The organism is Actinokineospora sp. UTMC 2448 (assembly GCF_024760565.1).
Lineage (GTDB): Bacteria > Actinomycetota > Actinomycetes > Mycobacteriales > Pseudonocardiaceae > Actinokineospora > Actinokineospora fastidiosa.
This window is the reverse complement of the sequence record NZ_CP031087.1, coordinates 4,924,195-4,942,966: the sequence shown is the minus strand read 5'-3', so window position 1 is coordinate 4,942,966 and position 18,772 is coordinate 4,924,195. Positions and strand designations below refer to the sequence as shown.

Annotated in this window: 19 protein-coding genes; 12 read left to right on the top strand and 7 right to left on the bottom strand. The window is 72.8% G+C overall.

Annotated elements, in window-relative coordinates; all coding sequences use genetic code 11:
• Window positions 1-71: 71 nt before the first annotated feature.
• A complete protein-coding gene (locus Actkin_RS22380) occupies window positions 72-497 on the top strand; it encodes a helix-turn-helix domain-containing protein (RefSeq protein WP_258904157.1) in 426 nt (141 codons plus the stop codon).
• Here the strand turns inward: Actkin_RS22380 and Actkin_RS22375 are convergent.
• Entirely contained in the window at window positions 486-2,579 is a 2,094-nt protein-coding gene (locus tag Actkin_RS22375) for an MMPL family transporter (protein WP_258904156.1), read from the bottom strand. The genes Actkin_RS22380 and Actkin_RS22375 overlap by 12 nt on opposite strands.
• Window positions 2,580-2,795: 216 nt before the next feature.
• On the opposite strand from Actkin_RS22375, the gene Actkin_RS22370 reads away from it, so the two are divergent.
• A complete protein-coding gene (locus tag Actkin_RS22370) occupies window positions 2,796-4,145 on the top strand; it encodes a S8 family serine peptidase (RefSeq protein WP_229786979.1) in 1,350 nt (449 codons plus the stop codon).
• A gap of 30 nt (window positions 4,146-4,175) precedes the next feature.
• Here the strand turns inward: Actkin_RS22370 and Actkin_RS22365 are convergent, their stop codons facing one another.
• Window positions 4,176-5,816, bottom strand: a complete 1,641-nt coding sequence (locus Actkin_RS22365) for a M48 family metallopeptidase (protein WP_258904155.1) — start codon at window positions 5,814-5,816, stop codon at window positions 4,176-4,178.
• A gap of 59 nt (window positions 5,817-5,875) precedes the next feature.
• Between Actkin_RS22365 and Actkin_RS22360 the strand changes: the two genes are divergently transcribed.
• From Actkin_RS22360 to Actkin_RS22350, 3 genes are all read left to right on the top strand, one after another.
• Window positions 5,876-6,559: a hypothetical protein gene (locus Actkin_RS22360; RefSeq protein WP_189211364.1), complete on the top strand. Its 684-nt coding sequence runs from the start codon at window positions 5,876-5,878 to the stop codon at window positions 6,557-6,559.
• Between the two features lie 150 nt (window positions 6,560-6,709).
• A complete protein-coding gene (locus Actkin_RS22355) occupies window positions 6,710-8,005 on the top strand; it encodes an ABC transporter ATP-binding protein (protein WP_258904154.1) in 1,296 nt (431 codons plus the stop codon).
• Between the two features lie 165 nt (window positions 8,006-8,170).
• A complete protein-coding gene (locus Actkin_RS22350; RefSeq protein WP_189211362.1) occupies window positions 8,171-9,013 on the top strand; it encodes an alpha/beta hydrolase family protein in 843 nt (280 codons plus the stop codon).
• A 46-nt stretch (window positions 9,014-9,059) separates the two neighbouring features.
• On the opposite strand, the gene Actkin_RS22345 is transcribed toward Actkin_RS22350, so the two are convergent.
• Window positions 9,060-10,013: a cation efflux transmembrane domain-containing protein gene (locus tag Actkin_RS22345; protein WP_229786978.1), complete on the bottom strand. Its 954-nt coding sequence runs from the start codon at window positions 10,011-10,013 to the stop codon at window positions 9,060-9,062.
• Window positions 10,010-10,711 (bottom strand): substrate-binding periplasmic protein, encoded by a 702-nt coding sequence (locus Actkin_RS22340; RefSeq protein ID WP_258904153.1) that lies wholly within the window; start codon window positions 10,709-10,711, stop codon window positions 10,010-10,012. Before Actkin_RS22340 ends, Actkin_RS22345 begins: the two co-directional genes overlap by 4 nt.
• Window positions 10,712-10,804: 93 nt before the next feature.
• Here Actkin_RS22340 and Actkin_RS22335 point away from each other — a divergent pair, with 93 nt between their 5' ends.
• Together Actkin_RS22335 and Actkin_RS22330 are read left to right on the top strand one after the other, a co-directional pair.
• Window positions 10,805-11,317, top strand: a complete 513-nt coding sequence (locus Actkin_RS22335) for a cysteine dioxygenase (RefSeq protein WP_258904152.1) — start codon at window positions 10,805-10,807, stop codon at window positions 11,315-11,317.
• A complete protein-coding gene (locus Actkin_RS22330; RefSeq protein WP_258904151.1) occupies window positions 11,314-11,706 on the top strand; it encodes a rhodanese-like domain-containing protein in 393 nt (130 codons plus the stop codon). Before Actkin_RS22335 ends, Actkin_RS22330 begins: the two co-directional genes overlap by 4 nt.
• A 426-nt stretch (window positions 11,707-12,132) precedes the next feature.
• Here Actkin_RS22330 and Actkin_RS22325 read toward each other — a convergent pair whose 3' ends face one another.
• Complete coding sequence (locus tag Actkin_RS22325) at window positions 12,133-12,903, bottom strand: IclR family transcriptional regulator (protein WP_258904150.1); 771 nt, start codon at window positions 12,901-12,903, stop codon at window positions 12,133-12,135.
• A 97-nt stretch (window positions 12,904-13,000) separates the two neighbouring features.
• On the opposite strand from Actkin_RS22325, the gene Actkin_RS22320 reads away from it, so the two are divergent.
• The 5 genes from Actkin_RS22320 to Actkin_RS22300 are packed head-to-tail and all read left to right on the top strand — an operon-like array spanning window position 13,001 to window position 17,021.
• Entirely contained in the window at window positions 13,001-13,987 is a 987-nt protein-coding gene (locus Actkin_RS22320; protein ID WP_258904149.1) for a sulfate ABC transporter substrate-binding protein, read from the top strand.
• The gene (cysT, locus tag Actkin_RS22315) at window positions 13,984-14,781 is read left to right on the top strand and encodes a sulfate ABC transporter permease subunit CysT (RefSeq protein WP_258904148.1); all 798 of its coding nucleotides are present in this window, start codon (window positions 13,984-13,986) and stop codon (window positions 14,779-14,781) included. Before Actkin_RS22320 ends, cysT begins: the two co-directional genes overlap by 4 nt.
• Entirely contained in the window at window positions 14,774-15,556 is a 783-nt protein-coding gene (locus Actkin_RS22310) for a sulfate ABC transporter permease subunit (RefSeq protein WP_258904147.1), read from the top strand. Before cysT ends, Actkin_RS22310 begins: the two co-directional genes overlap by 8 nt.
• On the top strand, window positions 15,553-16,563 hold the full coding sequence (locus Actkin_RS22305) for a sulfate/molybdate ABC transporter ATP-binding protein (RefSeq protein ID WP_258904146.1): 1,011 nt from the start codon (window positions 15,553-15,555) through the stop codon (window positions 16,561-16,563). The genes Actkin_RS22310 and Actkin_RS22305 overlap by 4 nt, the downstream gene beginning before the upstream one ends.
• Window positions 16,560-17,021, top strand: coding sequence for a DUF1203 domain-containing protein (locus Actkin_RS22300; RefSeq protein WP_189211352.1), 462 nt, complete (start codon window positions 16,560-16,562; stop codon window positions 17,019-17,021). The genes Actkin_RS22305 and Actkin_RS22300 overlap by 4 nt, the downstream gene beginning before the upstream one ends.
• On the opposite strand, the gene Actkin_RS22295 is transcribed toward Actkin_RS22300, so the two are convergent.
• Both Actkin_RS22295 and Actkin_RS22290 read right to left on the bottom strand, forming a co-directional pair.
• The gene (locus tag Actkin_RS22295) at window positions 17,018-17,671 is read right to left on the bottom strand and encodes a response regulator (RefSeq protein WP_189211351.1); all 654 of its coding nucleotides are present in this window, start codon (window positions 17,669-17,671) and stop codon (window positions 17,018-17,020) included. The genes Actkin_RS22300 and Actkin_RS22295 overlap by 4 nt on opposite strands.
• Entirely contained in the window at window positions 17,668-18,756 is a 1,089-nt protein-coding gene (locus Actkin_RS22290; protein WP_258904145.1) for a sensor histidine kinase, read from the bottom strand. The genes Actkin_RS22295 and Actkin_RS22290 overlap by 4 nt, the downstream gene beginning before the upstream one ends.
• Between the last annotated feature and the right edge of the window lie 16 nt (window positions 18,757-18,772).

The window sequence follows — 18,772 nt, the reverse complement described above, 5'->3', positions numbered from 1 at the left end:
CAAACAGCAACATTAAGGCCGCAAGCGTTTCACCGTTCGCGCCCGCGCCCCGCTGCGAGATCATCAACGACATGGACGGGCGCGAGGACGACACGCACTGGCCGCTGGGCCCGGCGCTCCGGCGGGCGCGCAACGCCGCCGGACTCTCCCAGGCGAAGGCGGCCAAGCGGGCCGGGGTCTCGCGCGCGTTATGGCAGCAGCTGGAGTCCGGCGAGCGCCCGGACGGTCGGCCGCTGCGCCCCAAGCCGGTCTCGCTGACCCTCGTCGCCCGCTCGCTCGACCTCGACCCGCGCCAGGTGCTGCAGCTGGCCGGGCTCGACCCGACGTCCTACGACCCGTCCCGCGCGGGCAGACCGGTCGCCTCGACCGCCGAGGTGCACGAACTGCTCGACATGGTGACGGAGGTGCAGCGCCAGGCGGTGGTGGAACTGCTGCGCACCATGGTCGACCCGACCGGCGGCATGGCGTACAGGCAACTGCCCCGGTCAGACGCCTGACCCGACCGGTTCGCGGGCGGGCCGGAACCAGTCGAAGTCGGGCGCGTGGCCCTCGACGTCGAGCCGGGGCAGGGCGCGGTCGACGAAGCCCGGCAGCCACCAGTTCGCCCGGCCGAATGCCGCCATCACCGCGGGCACCAGGAACGCGCGGATGACGACGGCGTCGAGCAGCACGGCCACGGTCAGCCCCAACCCGGTCTCCTGCACCACCCGGTCGCCTGCCGGCACGAACGACACGAACACCAGCGCCATGATGAGCGCGGCCGCGGTGATCGTCCGGCCGGTCGAGGCCAGCCCGCGCACGGTCGCGGTCACGGTGTCGTGGCCCTTGCGCCACTCCTCCTGGATGCGCGTCACCAGGAACACCTCGTAGTCCATCGACAGCCCGAACAGCCCGGCGAACAGGAACACCGGGATGTAGGGCTCGATCGGCCCGGTGGGGCCGGAGCCGAACCAGCCGAGCTGGAACACCGCCGTCAGCGCGCCGAACATGGCCGCCGCGGCGAGCAGGTTCATCACCGCGGCCGTCAGCGGGATCAGCAGGCTGCGGAACACGATCACCAGCAGCACGAAGGAGATCGCCACCACCGTGCCGAGGAACAGCGGGAGCCGGTCGGTGATGGCGGTGGAGAAATCTGCCTGCACGGCCGTGTTCCCACCGACGTGGAACTCGCCGCCGGAGGCCGGGATGATGTCCTCGCGCAGCGAGCGCACCAACTCCGCGGTCGCCGGGTCCTGCGGAGTTCCCTTGGGCTGCACGACGAACGCGCCGACTCCATTGTGGATCGACGGCGGAGCGACCAGCTCGACGTCGTCGCGTGTGGACACCGCTGCGTGCACGCGCTCCAGCGCCACCGGGTCCTGCACCCGTCCCACCACGACCAGCGGGCCTGCGAACCCCGGACCGAACCCCTCGGCCAGCAGGTCGTACGCCACGCGCGTCGTCGAGCCCTCCGGGTGCACCCCCGCGTCGGGCACCCCGAGCCGCAGGGCGGCGGCGGGCAGGGCGAGCACCCCGATGATCACCAGCGCGGCCGCGGTGCTCAGCCCCGGCCGCCGGGTCACGCCGCGGGCCAGCCACGCCCAGCCCCGGCCCTCCGGGACGTACCTGCGGTGGCGGGCCTTCGGCGCGAGCCTGCGCCCGAACGGGCGCAGCAGCGCGGGCAGCAGCGTCAGCGCGGCCAGCATCGTCATGAGCACGGCGATGCTGGCCGAGAACGCGATGCCGTCGAGGAAGTCGATGCCCACGGTGAGCATCCCCATCAGCGACACGCACACCGTCACGCCCGCGAACAGCACCCCGCGCCCGGACGTCGACGCCGCCGTGCCCAGCGCCTCCTCCGGACTGGCGCCCGAGCGCAGCTCCTGCCGGTACCGGGTGACGACGAACAGCGCGTAGTCGACCCCGACGCCCAACCCCAGCAGCGCCACGATCTCCAGGCTCACCGTCGGCACCGGCACCAGGTGCGTCAGCAGCCCGACCACGCCCGCCGCCGAGCCCACCGACACCGCGGCGGTCACCAGCGGCAGCAGCATCGCCATCAGCGAGCCGAACGCCAGCAGCAGCACCACCGCGGCGGCCAGCAGGCCCAGCCCGGAGTCGTGCACGCTCGGCGGGGCGATGGTGCGCGCGGCGACCGGGCCGTCCACCGCGACCGTCAGGCCGCCGCCGCTGGCGGCCTCGGCGATTCCGACCAGGTCGCGGGCCGTCTCCAGGTCGACGGACCCGGGGTCGGCGAACGTGACCGTCGCATAGGCGATGCCGCCGCGCGGGGAGACCTGCTGCGGAGCCTCGAACGGCGAGACGACCGCGACGACGCCGGGCAGCCGGGCGAGCTCGCCGAGCACCGGCTCGATCCGCGCGCGGTCCAGCGCGCCGGAGAACACGACGCGCTCGGCCACGCCGCCCTGCCCGCCCAGCAGTTCCTGCGCGCGGCTGCTGTCGGACGCGGGCAGCGTCGGGATGTCCTGGTGGTCCGGACCGGCCAGCGCGGAGCCGACGGTGAGCCCGGCGAGCACCGCGAGCCAGACCGCGACCACCCAGCCCGCCCGCCGGTGGCAGAAGATCGCCAGCCGCCGCATGCGGCGAGCGTAGGCGCAGCACGGGGGTCAAACCTACGAGCGCGCGTGACAAGTTGTTCACCAGGTTTTGTGCTGCTGGTCCGATTGGACGGATTTTCCGGCTAACCACTAGTGAAGACTTCTCGCATCGACTTGACTGCAAGGACCTCGTTCCGCGCTCCGGTGCCCTGGTGAGGGCGGGCACCGGGGCGTCCCCTGCTCGTGAAGGAGGACCCCTTGCACCGCTCAATCCTGCGCGGCCTCGTGGCCGTGCTGTCCGCCGGGGCGTTAACCGTCGCGGTCGTGCCGTCCGCGACCGCGGCCCAGGGCCAGATCCTGGGCGCCGGATCGCCGGACGCGATCCCCGGCAGCTACCTGGTCGTGCTCAAGAGCGCTGACGCCAAGCGAACCGTCGTCGAACGGCACAGCGCGCGCGTCACGCACACCTACGGCCGCGCCCTGACCGGGTTCGCCGCCCGGATGTCCGAGGCCGACGCCCGCCGCGCCGCCGCGGACCCGAGGGTGGCCTACGTCGAACAGGACCGGATCGTGCGGACCACCGGCACCCAGCCGAACCCGCCGTCGTGGGGCCTGGACCGCATCGACCAGCGCGATCTGCCGCTGGACAACAGCTACACCTATCCCAACGACGGCGCGGGCGTGACCGCGTACATCATCGACACCGGCATCCGGACCACCCACGCCGACTTCGGTGGCCGGGCGACGTGGGGCACGAACACCGTCGACAGCAACAACACCGACTGCAACGGCCACGGCACCCACGTCGCGGGCACCGTGGGCGGCACCGCGCACGGCGTCGCCAAGGGCGTGCGGCTGGTCGCGGTGAAGGTCCTCAACTGCCAGGGCTCGGGCACGCTGTCCGGCGTCGCCGCGGGCGTGGACTGGGTGACCGCGAACGCCAGGAAGCCCGCGGTGGCGAACATGAGCCTGGGCGCGTCGGGCACCAACGCGACCCTGGAGAACGCCGTCCGCAACTCCATCGCGTCCGGTGTGGTGTACGCGCTGGCGTCGGGCAACTCCAACGCCAACGCCTGCAACTTCACCCCCGCCCGCACTCCGGAGGCCATCACGGTCAACGCGAGCACCCGGACGGACGCGCGCGCGTCGTTCTCCAACTACGGCTCGTGCAGCGACATCTTCGCGCCCGGCCAGGACATCACCGCGCCGTGGAACACCAGCGACACCGCGACCAACACGATCAGCGGCACGTCGATGGCGGCCCCGCACGTCGCGGGCGCGGCCGCGGTCTACCTGGCCGGACACCCGGGCGCGACGCCCGCGCAGGTGCAGACCGCGCTGAAGGACGGGGCCACGAAGAACTCGATCGGCAACCCCGGCAGCGGATCGCCGAACAACCTGCTGTTCGTCGGCGAGGGCACCGACCCCGACCCGGATCCCGACCCGGACCCGGAGCCGTGCTCGGCGCCCGCGTGGAGCGCGTCGCAGTTCTACTTCTTCGGCGCGCAGGTGAGCCACAACGGGCACCTGTGGCAGCTGCAGTCGTTCTTCTCCTACAACCAGGCGCCCGGCAGCGGCAGCACGTGGGCCGACTTGGGAGCGTGCTGACGTGAGCCGACCCGCTGAGGGCCACGGCCCTCAGCGGGTCACCACGATGTCGCCCAGCGACGGCAGCGGGATGTCGAAGGTCGGGACCCGGTACGTCGGCTGATAGGGCGGCAGCGGCGGCACGTAGTAGGTCGTCGGGAAGACCGGGCGGTGGACCGGGACGACCGGCTCATCGTCCTCCTGCGACAGCGAGACCAGCACCGCGACCACGGCCACGACGGCCACGAACCACACGACCGGCATGATCGACGCCTCCGGCGCGTCCGGGAACAGCGACCGCCGCGGCGGCTTCTCCCGCTCCGGCACGGCCAAGACGGCGTCGATGTCCACAATAGAGAGAGCGGCGCGCAGCCCGCGGACCGCGCTCGGGTCCTCCAGCGCCGCGTCCAGGCGGTCGGCGATCGGGTCCGGGGCGATCAGCCGCAACCGGGTCCACGGCGCCGACCACGCCGCCACCCCGGCGTCGACCAGCGCCCGCCCGATGACCGCGGTGACCGCGGCGCGGGTGGCGATCCGGTCGCGCCCGCCGGACTCCAGCAGGTCCAGCACGGCCGCCAGCGTCGGTTCCGGCCCGAGGGCGGTCACCAGGGGAGCGGCCAGTTCGTCCGCGATCCGGGCGGACGCGGCGTCGACCCAGTCCCGCCACGGCTGCGCCCTGGTGCGCGCCACGGGCGGTGGCACGAGATCGGCGGCCGGGCGGCGGTCCGGCTCGACCGCCCGCGCGGGCAGCCGGGCCAGCGCCGCGACCCGGGCGCGCAGGCTGGGATGGGAGTCGCGCCAGGTGGGCTCGGGGTCGGGCAGCTCGGCCGCGGCCAGCGCGTCGCGGTAGTCCGGGTCGGCGAGCATGGCAGCGAAGGCGGCCACCGGGTCGTCCGGGCGCGTGCTGGCCGGGGCCAGGAAGCGTGCCTCGAAGTCGGCCCACGCCACGCCCGTGCGCACGGCGGAGCGCAGCGCGCCCGCGGTGGTCCCCGGGTCGGTCGCGCGGGCCGCGGCGGCGTCGGCGGCCAGTTCCTGGCGGCGGCGCGGGCCGACGGTCATCCGGTCGTAGACCCAGGCGTAGGCCGAGAACAGCCGGAACGGCAGGCCCGCGTACATCCGGGTGATCCGGTCGGCGCCCGCCGCCTCGGCGATGGCCAGCCGGGCCCTGGCCAGGGCGACCGAGCCGCGGTAGGTCAGCGCCGCCAGGCGGGTGTGGCCGCGCGCGTAGTGGCCCAGCTCGTGGGCGATGACCGCGCGCAGCTCGCCCGCGGTGAGGCCCGCGAGCAGCGGCCTGCCCACGGCCAGGGTGCGGGCGCCGCCGACGAGCCCGAGCAGGCGGATCTCCTCGACCACGGCCGCGTTGGCGTCCATGGTCAGCCGGATGGCGTCCGGCGCGCGGGTGCCGACGAGCCCGGCCAGCTCGTCGACCAGCTCCCACAGCGGCGCGGGCCGGGCGAGTTCCTCGCCGTCGGGCTCCGGGGCCAGGTCGCTGACCCGGACCAGCGAGCGCACCAGCGCGAGCACGACCACGCCGAGGCCGATCATGGCCAGCAGGACCGTGGGCTGGAAGGCGACCTGACCGGTGATCAGCACGCCCACCACCAGCGCCGCGTAGACCAGCACCAGGACGATCACGAGCAGGTAGAACCCCACCAGCAGGGCGACGGCGATCAACCCTCGGACGACGGCCACGCGGCACCTCCGTGGTAGACCGGTGATCAACGGCCATTCTCCCGGGGGAGGCGCCCGCGATGCACGAACTCGGCCCGGTTGTGCGTGTCCATCCCGTCGACAACGACCGCCGCAGGGCGATCGGCGGGTGGGGGATCGTGCTCGGCGTGCTCGCCGCGATCATCGCCGTCGGCCTGAGCGGCGACGACGACACCTCGGCGGCCCGGCAGGCCTTCGGCGGGGCGATCGGGCTCGCGCTGTCGGCGTTCGTGATCGGCGGCGTGCACCTGGCCAAGGCCGCGATGCTGCCCAACGAGCGGTTGATCGTCCACGAGAAGGGCCTGGTGTACGCGACCGACCGGCGCGACATCGTCGTCCCGTGGGAGAGCGTGGTCCACGCGCGCGTGCAGTTCGGCCAGGTGCGCAGCCCGGTCGCGCACTACTTCGGCTCGCAGGTGTGGGTGGCGCTCACGCTCCGCGGCACCCGCCGCAAGGTCCGCTTCAACGGTCTCGCCGAGGGCTACGCGGACCTGCTGGACGCCGTCCTCGACCACTGCCCGCCCGCGCCCGGCCGCTCGGCCCGGCAGCGCTGGGCGTGGGCGGGCGTCGCGGTCGCCGCCCTGGCCGTCGCGCTCGGCCTGATCGCCTACATCACCACCGACCCCGAATTGCCCGAGTTCGTCGCCACGGCCATCGCGGTCGGGCTGATACTGGCGGTCGTGCTCGCCATCACCGGATTCGTGCTGGCGGCGCGCAGGAACTGACTGTCCACAGTGCCGCTCAGCGCCCAGTCGCGCAGGGTGCCAGGGGAGACACCGAGGGTGCTTAGCGCATTCGGGTGATTGCGACCTATACAGTTGATTGGCCAGAGTGCTTCGATTCAGACCCAACCACCGAGGCAGGCGGGGGGCGATGTGGCCAGAATCGGGCTCCGGGACATCACCAAGGTGTTCCCCGGCGGAGCGGTGGCGCTCGACGGCGTCGACCTGGACATCGCCGACGGGGAGCTGATGGTGCTGATCGGCCCGTCGGGCTGCGGCAAGTCGACGCTGCTGCGGATCATCGCCGGACTGGAGACGCCGACGTCCGGCGAGGTGCACCTCGACGGCATGGACGCGGGCCACCTCTCGCCCAAGGAGCGGCAGGTGGCGATGGTGTTCCAGAACTTCGCGCTGTACCCGCACATGCGCGCGGGGGAGAACATCGCCTTCCCGCTGCGCATATCCGGAATGGACCCGGCGGCCCAGGGCGAGCGCATCGCCGAGTCCGCTGGCGCGCTGGGCGTGCGCGAACTGCTCAACCGCTGGCCGCACCAGCTCTCCGGCGGCCAGCGGCAGCGGGTGGCGATGGGCCGGGCGCTGGTGCGCCAGCCGCGGCTGTTCCTCCTCGACGAACCTCTGTCCAATCTCGACAGCGGTTTGCGGGCCGAGCTGCGCGCGGAGATCTCCGGCATGGTGCGCTCGCTCGGCGTCACCACCGTCTACGTCACCCACGACCAGACCGAGGCGCTGACCCTCGCCGACCGCATCGCCGTGCTCAGCCAGGGCGTGCTGCAGGACGTCGGCACCGCGGGCCGGGTCTACGACAAGCCCGCCACGATGTTCGTCGCCGCCTTCCTCGGCACGCCGAGGATCACGCTGCTGGAGGCGTTCGTCTACGTCTACCTCAACAGCCACATCGCGCTGCGCATCGGCGAGCAGCAGCTCTACCTGCCGTGGTCGGACCCGAGGGCGCGGGAACTGGCGCACTACCACGGGGAGGCGATCGTGGTGGGGGTGCGCGCCGAGGCGGTGGCCCCGATCGCCGAGCCGCGGCGCGGGCAGTCGCTGCGCGGCAGCATCCGGCACCTGGAGCACCACGGCCACGAGTCGCTGGCGTTCATCGACATCGGCGCCACCGAGATCGACGTCGACCCCGACGGCGTGCGGCCGAGGGCGGCGGCCGCGGCCGCGCGAAGACACGCCCGCGCCTCGGAGTCGCTGTTCAACCGGTTCCTGGACAGGATCACCCGCACCGAGCGCGGCCCGGAGGTCGCGCAGGCGGAGAACGGGCACGCGGGCCGCCACCACCTGCGGCCCGCAGAGCTGACCGTCCGGCTGCCACCGAGGGTGCGGGCCGCGTCGGGGGAGAACATCACCATCGGCGTGCGGCTGGACATGCTGCACTTCTTCGAGCGGCGCGGCGGGCGCATCGACGTCGGCTGGCGCTGAGAACCACTCACCACCCTGACGATTTCGTCCGACCCCACTGGAATCCGGAGACGGTATTTCCGCGCGCTCCTATCCGGACAGGCAGTGAAACACTTAGCGTTCGTGTGCCAGTGATTTCCCTGCTGAATCCGGAGGAGTCTGATCGTGCGCCGAAAGGTGATATCGATGTGGGCGGCCGTCGCGGCCGCCGCGACGGTGGGCGCCGTGGTCCTGGTCGGGCCGCAGGCCTCGGCCGCGCAGCCGCAGAAGGGACCGGACCCCACCGAGCAGCTGGTGAAGTCGCAGACCGGCCCGTTCGACATCGCGCGGACGTCGGTGCCCGCCGGGTCGGGGCGCGGGTTCAACAAGGGCACGCTGTACTACCCGACCGACACCAGCCAGGGCGCGTACGCCGCCGTCGCGGTGATCCCCGGCTTCTTCGAGGGGGAGTACACCCAGTCCTGGTTCGGCCCGGCGCTGGCCTCGCACGGGTTCGTGGTGTTCACCCTGGAGACCCACGGGCTGTTCGACTTCCCCGACCAGCGCGGCGACCAGCTCATCGCCGCCCTGGACTGGCTGGTCGCGTCCTCGCCGGTCAAGGACCGCGTCGACCCCGCCCGGCTGGCCGTCATGGGCCACTCGATGGGCGGCGGCGGCACCCTGGCCGCGGCCAACAAGCGACCGTCGATCAAGGCCGCGGTCGCCCTCACGCCATGGCACATGACCAAGCGGTTCCCCGGGATCGAGGCCGCGACGATGATCATCGGCGCGCAGTCGGACTCCATCGCCTCGGTCAGCGGGCACGCGGAGCCGATGTACGCGGCGCTCACCAGCCCGGACGAGCACGCCTACGTCGAGCTGACCGGCGGCCACTTCGTGACGAACTCCTACACGGCCACGAATATGCGGTTCATCCTCCCCTGGCTGAAGCGCTTCCTGGACAGCGACACCCGGTATTCCCCGTTCGTCTGCCCGGGCCCGGCGCAGGACTCGACTTTCGTCGAATACCGCAACACCTGCCCGGTGTAATTGTCACGATTGTGCGTGGGGCGGTCCTGGGGCCGCCCCACGCGCGTCATTCCGCGGGTTGGATCGCCGGGACCGGCGCCACGGCCAGGTCGTGCATGCGCCAGTCCGCCGCGCGGAGGCGGTCGCCGAGGGCGGCGACCCGGTGGACCAGGTCGTCGGCATCCGCCGTGGGCACGACCAGCAGCTCGCCGACGAAGACGTGCCCCTCCTCGCGCAGCCGGATCCACGCGTCGGCCACCCAGGGCTCGTCCATGGCCATGGCGGTGAGCTGGTCGCCGAGCGGGTGCGGCTCGCCGTCGACGGTGCGCGGGCGGGTGTCCATCAGGTCGGCCACGGCGGCCTTGGTCGTGCGGACGCCGTCGCGGACGATGTCCGCGGAGATCAGGCAGGCCGCGACCGCGTCGGCCCACCACAGGCCCGCGCCGATGCCGACCACGCCCAGCACGGCAGCGCCCGCGGTCATCCAGTCGGCGCGGTTCATCCCGGCGTCGGCGAGCAGGACCTTGTCGTGCAGCTGCCGGGCCAGCTTCAGCTTCTTGTGGCCGAGCACCACGGCGGGGATCATCGTCGCGGTCAGGACGGCGATCATCGGCCAGCCCAGCCACATCGTCACGCCGAACAGCTCCGTCATGCCGATGGGCACGCGCTCGCGGGCGATCAGCCGCACCACCGAGTCGACCAGGATGTAGCCGCCCAGGCCGAGCAGCGCCAGCGCGGCGGCCAGGAAGCCGATGCCGACCGAGCGGTGGTAGCCGTAGGGGTGCTCCTTGTTCGGCGCGCGGTCGCGGAACCGCGCGGCGATCAGGAAGGCCAGCGGCGGGGTCATGCTGAGGATGTCCTCCACCCAGGCCGCCTTCAGCGCCTGCGACTGCCCCAGCACGAGCGCGACCAGCACGATCGTGACGGTGAAGAACCCGAGCGTCCACCACTCCAGCCGCACGGCGCGGCGGTGCAGCTCGGCCTTGTCCGACGGCAGCTCGAACTTGTCGTAGACCCTCACCGGCCGCACCCCGTCCCGCCGCGCGCCTGCACCAGCAGGCCGCGGATCTCCTCGGGCGGCAGGGCGAGCAGGAACTCCTCGACTCTCACCAGGAAGGCGTTCTCGCCCAGCGCCATGGCGAACGAGTGGTCGGTGCTGCCCAGCTCCAGCACCGCCCGCTGGCACGCCGGATCGACCGCCCAGTCCGGGACCACCGCGGGGACCCCGGCGGGCACCTCGTCGACGACGACCGGCACCGCGCCCTCCTCGGCCAGGAACGTCACCTCGGGCGTGCCCGCCTCGACCGCGACCGGCACGCCCTCCAGCGACGAGCCCGCAGCGAGCGGCACGGCGACCACCCGCTTGCTGGTGAAGTACGGCACCGTCAGCGCGACCTCCTTGGTCCACGGCGACGACCGCGTCATCCCGCCGATCACCAGGTCCAGCGCCTGGTGGCTGAGCGCGCCGATCAGCGTCGACTCCGGACCCTCGATCCACTCGACCCGCGCGCCCAGCTCGGCGGCGAGCCGCTCGACCAGCGCGGCCTCGGCCCCGCCGACCGCGCCCCGGTCGTCGACGACGGTCCACGGCGGGTCCTCGACCACCCCGACCCGCAGCACCCCGCCGCGCACCCGGTCCAACGTCCCTTCCGCGTCCCGCGGCCACTGGCAGCCCGCCGCCAGCAGCACCGCGACCGCGACGATCACCCGCTTCCACACACCCGCGAGGTGCCCACGCCCGGCGCTGCTCAATCAGAGTTCCGCAATGTGGAAAGGCATGCCAAGTCGGTCGGGCGGTGCCAGCCTGCTGGCATGAAGGTTTCCGAGACACTGCTGCACCCGACGCGCGTCGTCTGGTCGGTGCGCCAACTGCGTTCCCTCACCCGGCAGGTCGGCTCGACGTTCGGCCACGAGCTCGCCGAGATCGCCAGGTACGACCCGCGATCACGCTGGTGGACCCGGCTGGCCCTCACCGAGGGCGTCGAACTCTGGCTGCTGTCGTGGCTGCCCGGCCAGGCCACCCCGCCGCACGACCACGGCGGCGCGGCCGGCTCGTTCACCGTCGTCCGCGGCGCGCTGACCGAGCGCTACCGGTACCCGGACTCCGGCGAGCACCGGGGCCTGCGCCGCGCGGGCGAGACCGTCGCCTTCGGCGCGGGCCGGGCCCACGTCGTGGCCAACACGTCGGTCGAGCCCGCGCTGAGCGTGCACGCGTACTCGCCGCCGCTGGTGCCGACCCGCGAATACCCGAGCCTGGCCGAGATCCCCGCGCGCCGGGTGGCCCTGCCCGCGCGGCGCGGCTCCGTTGTGGTGGAGGTGCCGTGAGCGTCGAGGCGTACCTGGCGCAGGCCCGCGGCGAGATCGAGCGGGTCGACCCGTTCAAGGCGCACGCCCTAGTCCGGGAGGGGGCGCTGCTGGTCGACATCCGTCCGTACTACAACCGCCTCGCCGAGGGCGAGATCCCAGGCGCGATCCCGATCGAGCGAATCGTCCTGGAGTGGCGCCTCGACCCGGCGGGCTCACACCGGCTGCCGGACATCACCGCCGACCGCGTGGTGATCGTCTTCTGCAACGAGGGCTACGCATCGAGCCTGGCCGCCCGCGACCTCCGACGCATCGGCCTGCGCCGCGCGACCGACCTGATCGGCGGCTTCCGCGCCTGGGAGGCGGAGGGCCTACCGGTGGTGGACGGCGGTTCGCCCGCAGTGACCTGAGCGGGTTATCGGTGGCGACTGGCGGGGGCGTCGACCTGGTGGCTTTCGCGTGTGGGGGCCGAGGGGCTGCCGGGTGGGCGGCGGCTCGCCTGAGGTGACCTGAGTGGGTTATCGGGGCGGTTGGCAGTGGGGCGGCGTCGGCCTAGTGGGAAGCTTTCGCGTCTGGAAGGCGGAGAGCCTGCCGGTCGTGCACGGTGGCTCGCCTGTCGTGACCTGGGCGGGCTATCGCTGGCGGCTGGCGGCGGGGCGGGGCCGACCTCATGCGCGGCTTTCGTGCGTGGGGCAGATGGCCTGCTGGTCGTGGACGGCGACGGTGGAGCGGATCCCCTTGCCCCAGCCGACCGGCAGCCGGTGCGGATGCCCATCGTTGTCGAGCCGATGCGGCGGCGCGGCCGTGCTTGGTCTGCCTGCGTGACTTGAGCGGTCCTAGCGGGTGGCGGCCAGCAGTGGGGCGACGCGGCGGGCGGTGTGGGTGAGTTGGTTGGCCAGGGTGGCGAAGCGGTCCTCGGTGATGCGGACCGTGGGGCCCTGGACGGCGATCGCGGCGACCGTGCCCGTGTCGGTGCGTATGGCGACCGCGATGGCGCGGACGCCCGGGTTGCGCTCCTCGTCGTTGAGGGCCCATCCGCGCTCGCGGACGGCGCGGAGGTCGGCGAGCAGGGCCTTCGTGGTCGTGACCGTGCGGTCGGTGTGGGCGGTGAGCTCGCCCAGCGCGGCCGCCTCGGCCTCGAGGTCGGCGGCGGCGGCCAGCAGGCACTTGCCCATGGCCGAGGCGTACAGCGGGACGCGGGTGCCCGGCGGCTGGTCGAAGCGCAGCGGCTGGGTGGAGGGCACGTCGAGCACCACCTGCACGTCCGTGCCCGTGCGGATGCCCAGGTTGACCGACTCGCCGGTGCTCTCGGCAAGTTCGGCCAGCAGGGGCAGCGCCTGGTCGTAGCCGAGCTGGTCGGCCGCCCGCGCTCCCAGCACGGCCAGGGTCGGGCCGAGCTGGTAGCGGTCGCCGCGCGGGACCTGCATGAGCAGCCCGCCGTCGGCCAGCGCCCGCGTCACCCGGTGGGTCGTGCTGACCGTCAGCCCGGTGCGCCGGGCCAGCTCGCTGATCCCCTGGGTGCGCTCGCCGCTCTCGAAACAGCGCAGCACCGCGAGCGCCCGCTCGATCGCCTGCGCTCCGGACCGGGATTCCCGCACGTCGGACACCGTCGAATCCTGGCACATCCACAATGTGGAACAGCTTTCCAAGATAATCGGCCGATCATTACGGTCCCCTCCCGACACCGAGAATCGGGAGGCAGACGTGCGCAAGACAGCGGTCGCAGCGGTCCTGGTGGCCTTATCGGCCTGCGGCACCGCGACCGGCGACGGGGCGGGCACCACCCTGTCGCTGGTGGGGTTCGCCGTGCCGAAGGCGGCCAACAACGCCATCCAGCGGGAGTGGGCGAAGACGCCGGACGGCGCGGGCGTCACCTGGCAGGAGTCCTACGGCGCCTCCGGCGACCAGAGCCGGGCCGTGGCGGGCGGCCTGCCCGCCGACTACGTGCACTTCTCCCTGGAGGGCGACGTCACCCGGCTGGTGGACGCCGGACTGGTCGCGCCCGAGTGGGACAAGGGGCCGACCAAGGGCATCGTGTCCACCTCGGTCGTGGTCATCGCCGTGCGCGCGGGCAACCCGAAGGGCATCACCGGCTGGGACGACCTCGTCGAACCCGGCGTCGGGATCGTGACCCCCAACCCCGGCTCGTCCGGCTCCGCCCGGTGGAACATCCTCGCCGCCTACGGCCACGCCCAGGCCGCCGGACTCGACGCCGAGGACTTCACGACCAGGTTCTTCCGCAACGTCGTCGCCCTGCCCGGCAGCGGGCGCGACGCCACCACCGCCTTCACCGGCGGCACCGGCGACGTCCTGCTCACCTACGAGAACGAGGCCATCCTGGCCCGGCAGAACGGCGCCGACTTCGACTACATCGTCCCGGACACCACGCTGCTCATCGAGAATCCCGGCGCGGTGCTGAAGTCCGCGGACCCCAAGGCCGTCGAGTGGCTAAGGTTCGTCCTCGGCCCGACCGGCCAGACCGAGTTCGCGCGCACCGGCTTCCGTCCGGTGATCGACGGGATCAGCGTCGAGGTGCCCGGCGCGAACGACCCGGCGAACCCGTTCCCCGCGCCCAGGGCGTTGCAGACGATCGCGGCCGACTTCGGCGGCTGGCCCGCCGCCAGCGAGCGGTTCTTCGCCGCCGAGACCGGCGTGATCACCCGCATCCAGCGGGAAACCGGCAAGTCGTGAGCGTGGCCGTCCGGCTGGGCCGGGGCCCGGCACTGGGTCTCGGCCTGGCCGCGCTGTGGTTCAGCCTGCTGGTGCTGATCCCGCTGACCGCGGTCCTGGTGGAGACCGCCGCGGGCGGTTGGGGCGCGTTCTGGCGGGCGGTCGCCGACGAGCAGACCTTCGCCGCGATCCGCCTGACCGTCGCCCAGTCGCTGCTGGTCACGCTGGTGAACGTCCTCATCGGCACGCTCATCGCGTGGGTGCTGGTGCGCGACGACTTCCCGGGCAAGCGCGTGCTCGACGTCGTCATCGACGTGCCGTTCGCGCTGCCGACGATCGTGGCCGGGCTGGTCCTGCTCGCGCTGTACGGCCCGCGCAGCCCCATCGGCGTCGATGTCGCCAACACGCGGACAGCGGTGTTCCTGGCCCTGTTGTTCGTCACGCTGCCGTTCGTCGTGCGCACCGTGCAGCCCGTCCTGGCCGAACTCGACCGGGAAGCCGAGGAGGCCGCCGCGACGCTGGGCGCCTCTCGGCTCACGACCTTCCGCCGGATCGTCCTGCCCGCGCTCGCCCCCGCGATCGCGGCGGGCGCGGCCATGTCGTTCGCCCGGGGCATCAGCGAGTACGGCTCGCTGGTGCTGTTGTCGGGCAACCTGCCGATGCGCACGGAGGTGGCGTCGGTGCGCATCCTCAGCCACATCGAGAACGGTGACCTCGCCGCGGCGTCGGCGGTCGCGGCCGTGCTGCTGGTGATCGCGCTGGCCGCCATCACCGCGCTCGACCTGATCCAGCGGAGAGTGGCCCGCCGTGGTTAAGCGCGTGATCGTGGTGGTCTACTTGGGACTGCTGGTGCTCTGGCCGGTCGGGCTGGTGGTGGCCAACACCTTCGCCGACGGCGCCGACGCGCTGGTCGCGGCGCTGTCGGACCCGGTGGTGGTCAACGCGCTGTGGCTGACCGTCCAGGTGGCGGTGGTGTCCGTTGTGATCAACACCGTGTTCGGCGTCGGGGTCTCGCTTCTGCTTGTGCGGCACCGGTTCCCGGGGCGACGGCTGCTGTCGGTGCTCATCGACCTGCCGCTGTCGGTGTCGCCCGTCGTGGTCGGCCTGGCCATCGTGCTGGTGTACGGCGGGGTGGACGGCTGGTTCGGGCCGACGCTGGAGGCGGGCGGACTCCAGGTCGTGTTCGCCGCGCCGGGCATGGTGATGGCGACCGTGTTCGTCGCGCTGCCGCTGGTGATCCGCGAGGTCGTGCCGGTGCTCCGGGAGATCGGCGACGAGCAGGAGCAGGCCGCCAGGACCCTCGGCGCCACCGGATGGCAGGTCTTCGCGCGGATCACCCTGCCCGCGATCCGCTGGGCCGTCGTGTACGGCGTCGTGCTGAGCCTGGCGCGCTCGCTCGGCGAGTTCGGCGCGGTGAAGATCGTCTCCGGGAACCTCATCAACCGCACGCAGACCGCCACGCTCGTGGTCGAGCAGAAATACCAGGACTTCGAGCAGACCACCGCGTACGCCACCGCGTTCCTGCTGGCCTTCGCCGCGGTGCTCTGCCTGGTCGTCGTGTCCGTCATCCGCCCGAAGGAGGGCTCGTGAGCATCCAGGTCCGCGCGGTGCGCAAACGCTTCGGCGCGTTCACCGCCTTGGACGACGTGTCCGTCGACGTGCCCACCGGCGGTCTCACCGCCCTGCTGGGGCCGAGCGGCGGCGGGAAGTCGACGCTGCTGCGGGTGATCGCGGGCCTGGAGACCCCGGACGGCGGCGAGGTGCTCATCGACGGGCGGCCCGCGACCCACCTGCCGGTGCGCCAACGCGACGTCGGCTTCGTCTTCCAGCACTACGCGGCGTTCAAGCACCTCACGGTGTACCGCAACGTCGCGTTCGGACTGGAGATCCGGCGCCGCCCGGCCGGGGAGATCCGCGACCGGGTGGGCGAGCTGCTGCGCCTGGTGCGGCTGGAGCAGTTCGCCGACCGCCTTCCCGCGCAGCTGTCCGGCGGGCAACGGCAGCGGATGGCGCTGGCCCGCGCGCTGGCCGTGGAACCCCGCGTCCTCCTGCTCGACGAGCCGTTCGGCGCGCTGGACGCGCAGGTGCGCAAGGAACTGCGCGAGTGGCTGCGCCGCCTGCACGACGAGGTCCGGGTGACGACGGTGTTCGTCACCCACGACCAGGAGGAGGCGCTGGAGGTCGCCGACGAGATCGTCGTGGTCAACCAGGGCCGGGTCGAGCAGACCGGGCCGCCGGACGAGCTCTACGACCGGCCCGCCACCGAGTTCGTCATGCGGTTCCTCGGCCCGACGACCCGCCTGGGCGACGCCCTGGTCCGCCCGCACGACATCGACGTGCGCCTCGACGGCGTGGGCGTGCCCGGCCGGGTCGACCGGCTCAGCCGGGTGGGCTTCGAGGTCCGCGCCCACGTCGACTGCGACGGCCAGCAGGTGATGGTCACCCTCGACCGCACCCGGGCCGCCGCGCTGGACCTGGCGCCCGGTCGTGCGGTAAGCCTGGTGGCGACGTCCATCGGGGACCCGGCCCGGCCCGGAACGACACGGCCGATTTCCGCCGGAACCGGCGCGTCCGGCGCGGCAGAGTTCCACCCGTGATCCAGTACATCGCCATCGACCCCGATCGTCTCCAGGCCATGCGCGACAGCGGCGCCGACGAGTCCGGCAACCCCTGGACCCTGCGGCCCGCGGACGGCGACGAGCCGCTGCGCTGCTGCCTCACCTGGGCGACCCCGGGTGAGGACATCGCGCTCATCAGCTACAACCCGTGGACCCAGCGGAGCCCGTGGGCCGAGACCGGGCCGGTGTACGTCCACTTCGACCGGTGCGCGGGCTACTCGACACCGGGGGAGTACCCGCCCGCGTTCCTGGACTACGCGTCCATGCTGAACCCGTTCCAGCCCGACGGCGAGCGCGCGTACGGCCACATCACCTTCCTGCGGCCCGAGGACGACCACGAGGCCGCCGTGCGGCTCGTGCTCGCCCAGCCGGACGTGTCGTACCTGCACGTCCGCAGCGCGAACGCCGGGTGCTTCACCTTCGAGGTGCGGCCCTAGCCCGCCAGCCCCGACTGGTAGGCGAAGACGACCAGCTGGGCGCGGTCGCGGGCGCCGACCTTGCTCATGGCGCGGCTGACGTGCGTGCGAGCGGTCGCCGGGCTGACCACCAGCCTGCCCGCGATCTCGTCGTTGGTCAGCCCCTGCCCGACCAGGCCGACGATCTCGCGCTCGCGCTCGGTGAGGTGGCCGAGCCGGGGGTGCGGGGCGGACTTGGGTTTGCCGCCGTCGGCGAACATGCTGATCACCCGTCGGGTGACCGACGGGGACAGTAAAGCCTCGCCGGAGGCCACCACCCGGATCGCCCGCAGCAGGTCGGTGGGGTGGGTGTCCTTGAGCAGGAACCCGCTGGCCCCGTGCCGCAGCGCGTCGAAGACGTACTCGTCGAGCTCGAAGGTGGTCAGCACGATGATGCGCACGGCGGCCAGCTCGGGGTCGGCGGTGATCCGCCGGGTCGCCTCCAGCCCGTCGACGCCGGGCATGCGGATGTCCATCAGCACCACGTCCGGCCGCAGCTCGCGCACGGCGCGGACGGCCGTCAGCCCGTCGCCCGCCTCTCCGGTGACGACCAGGTCCGCCTCGCTCTCGATGAGCGTGCGCAGCCCGATGCGCACGAGGTCCTGGTCGTCGACGACCACCACGCTGATCATGAAACGCCTTCCCGGGGTATGCGCGCATGCACGCGGAAACTGCCGTTGTCGGGCCCGGCGGAGAAGTCCCCGCCCAGCGCGGTGACCCGTTCCCGCATGCCGGGGATGCCCATCCCGTCGGGCCCCGGCGCCCGCTCGACCGGGTTGCGCACGTCGATGATCACTACATCGACGTCGAACCGCACCCGCACGCTGGCCCGCTTCGCCAGACTGTGCCGCAGCGCGTTGGTCAGCGACTCCTGCACCACCCGGTACCCGGCCAGGTCGGCGGCGGGCGAGAGGCCCCCGGGCACGGGCTCGGCGTCGAGGTCGACGCGCATGCCCGCGTCGGACATCCGGTCCCGCAGGTCGGCCAGCCGCGCCAGCCCGGGAACGGGCGCCCGCTCGGCCTCCCCGGTCGAGCGCACCATCGCCCGCACCTCGTCGAGCGCGTCGGCTGCCGTCCGGCTGATGGCGATGAGCGCGACCTCGGCCTGGGCCGGTTTGACGTCGATCAGGTGCAGCGCCACCTCGGCCTGCATCTTGATCGCCGCCAACCCGTGCCCCACCACGTCATGCACCTCCCGCGCCAACCGCAACCGCTCCGCGTCGACCCGCCTGCGCACCGCCTCCGCCCGAGCCCGCTCGACCCCCTCCCGATACTGGCGCACACTCACCCCCACCGCGAACGGCACCACCACCCAGGCCGAGCCCGGCACGAGCCCCACCAACCCCGGCAGCGCGACGGGATTGGTGAACACATGCACGAGCAGGATGACCAAGGCCGCGCCCCCAGCAGGCAGCGACCACCGCAACGACACATACCGCGCCACGCTGTAGACGGCGACGAGCAAGCTCACCAGGATCGGGCCGTAGGGGTAGCCGAGGACCAGGTAGGCCGAGGTCACCACAGCGGAGGCCACCACGGTCACCACAGGAACCGCCCGCCGCAGGACCAGCAGGACACCGTTCGCCCCCGCCAGCCCCAACGCCAACCCATCCACGGGCCGGTCCAGCGTGGACACGCCATCGGCGCCGAGGGAACCGAACACCCCGATGGCGGCCAGCAGGAGCGCCAGCAGGACGTCGGTGATCCGCAGCTTCATCGAGACCTCCTCAGTC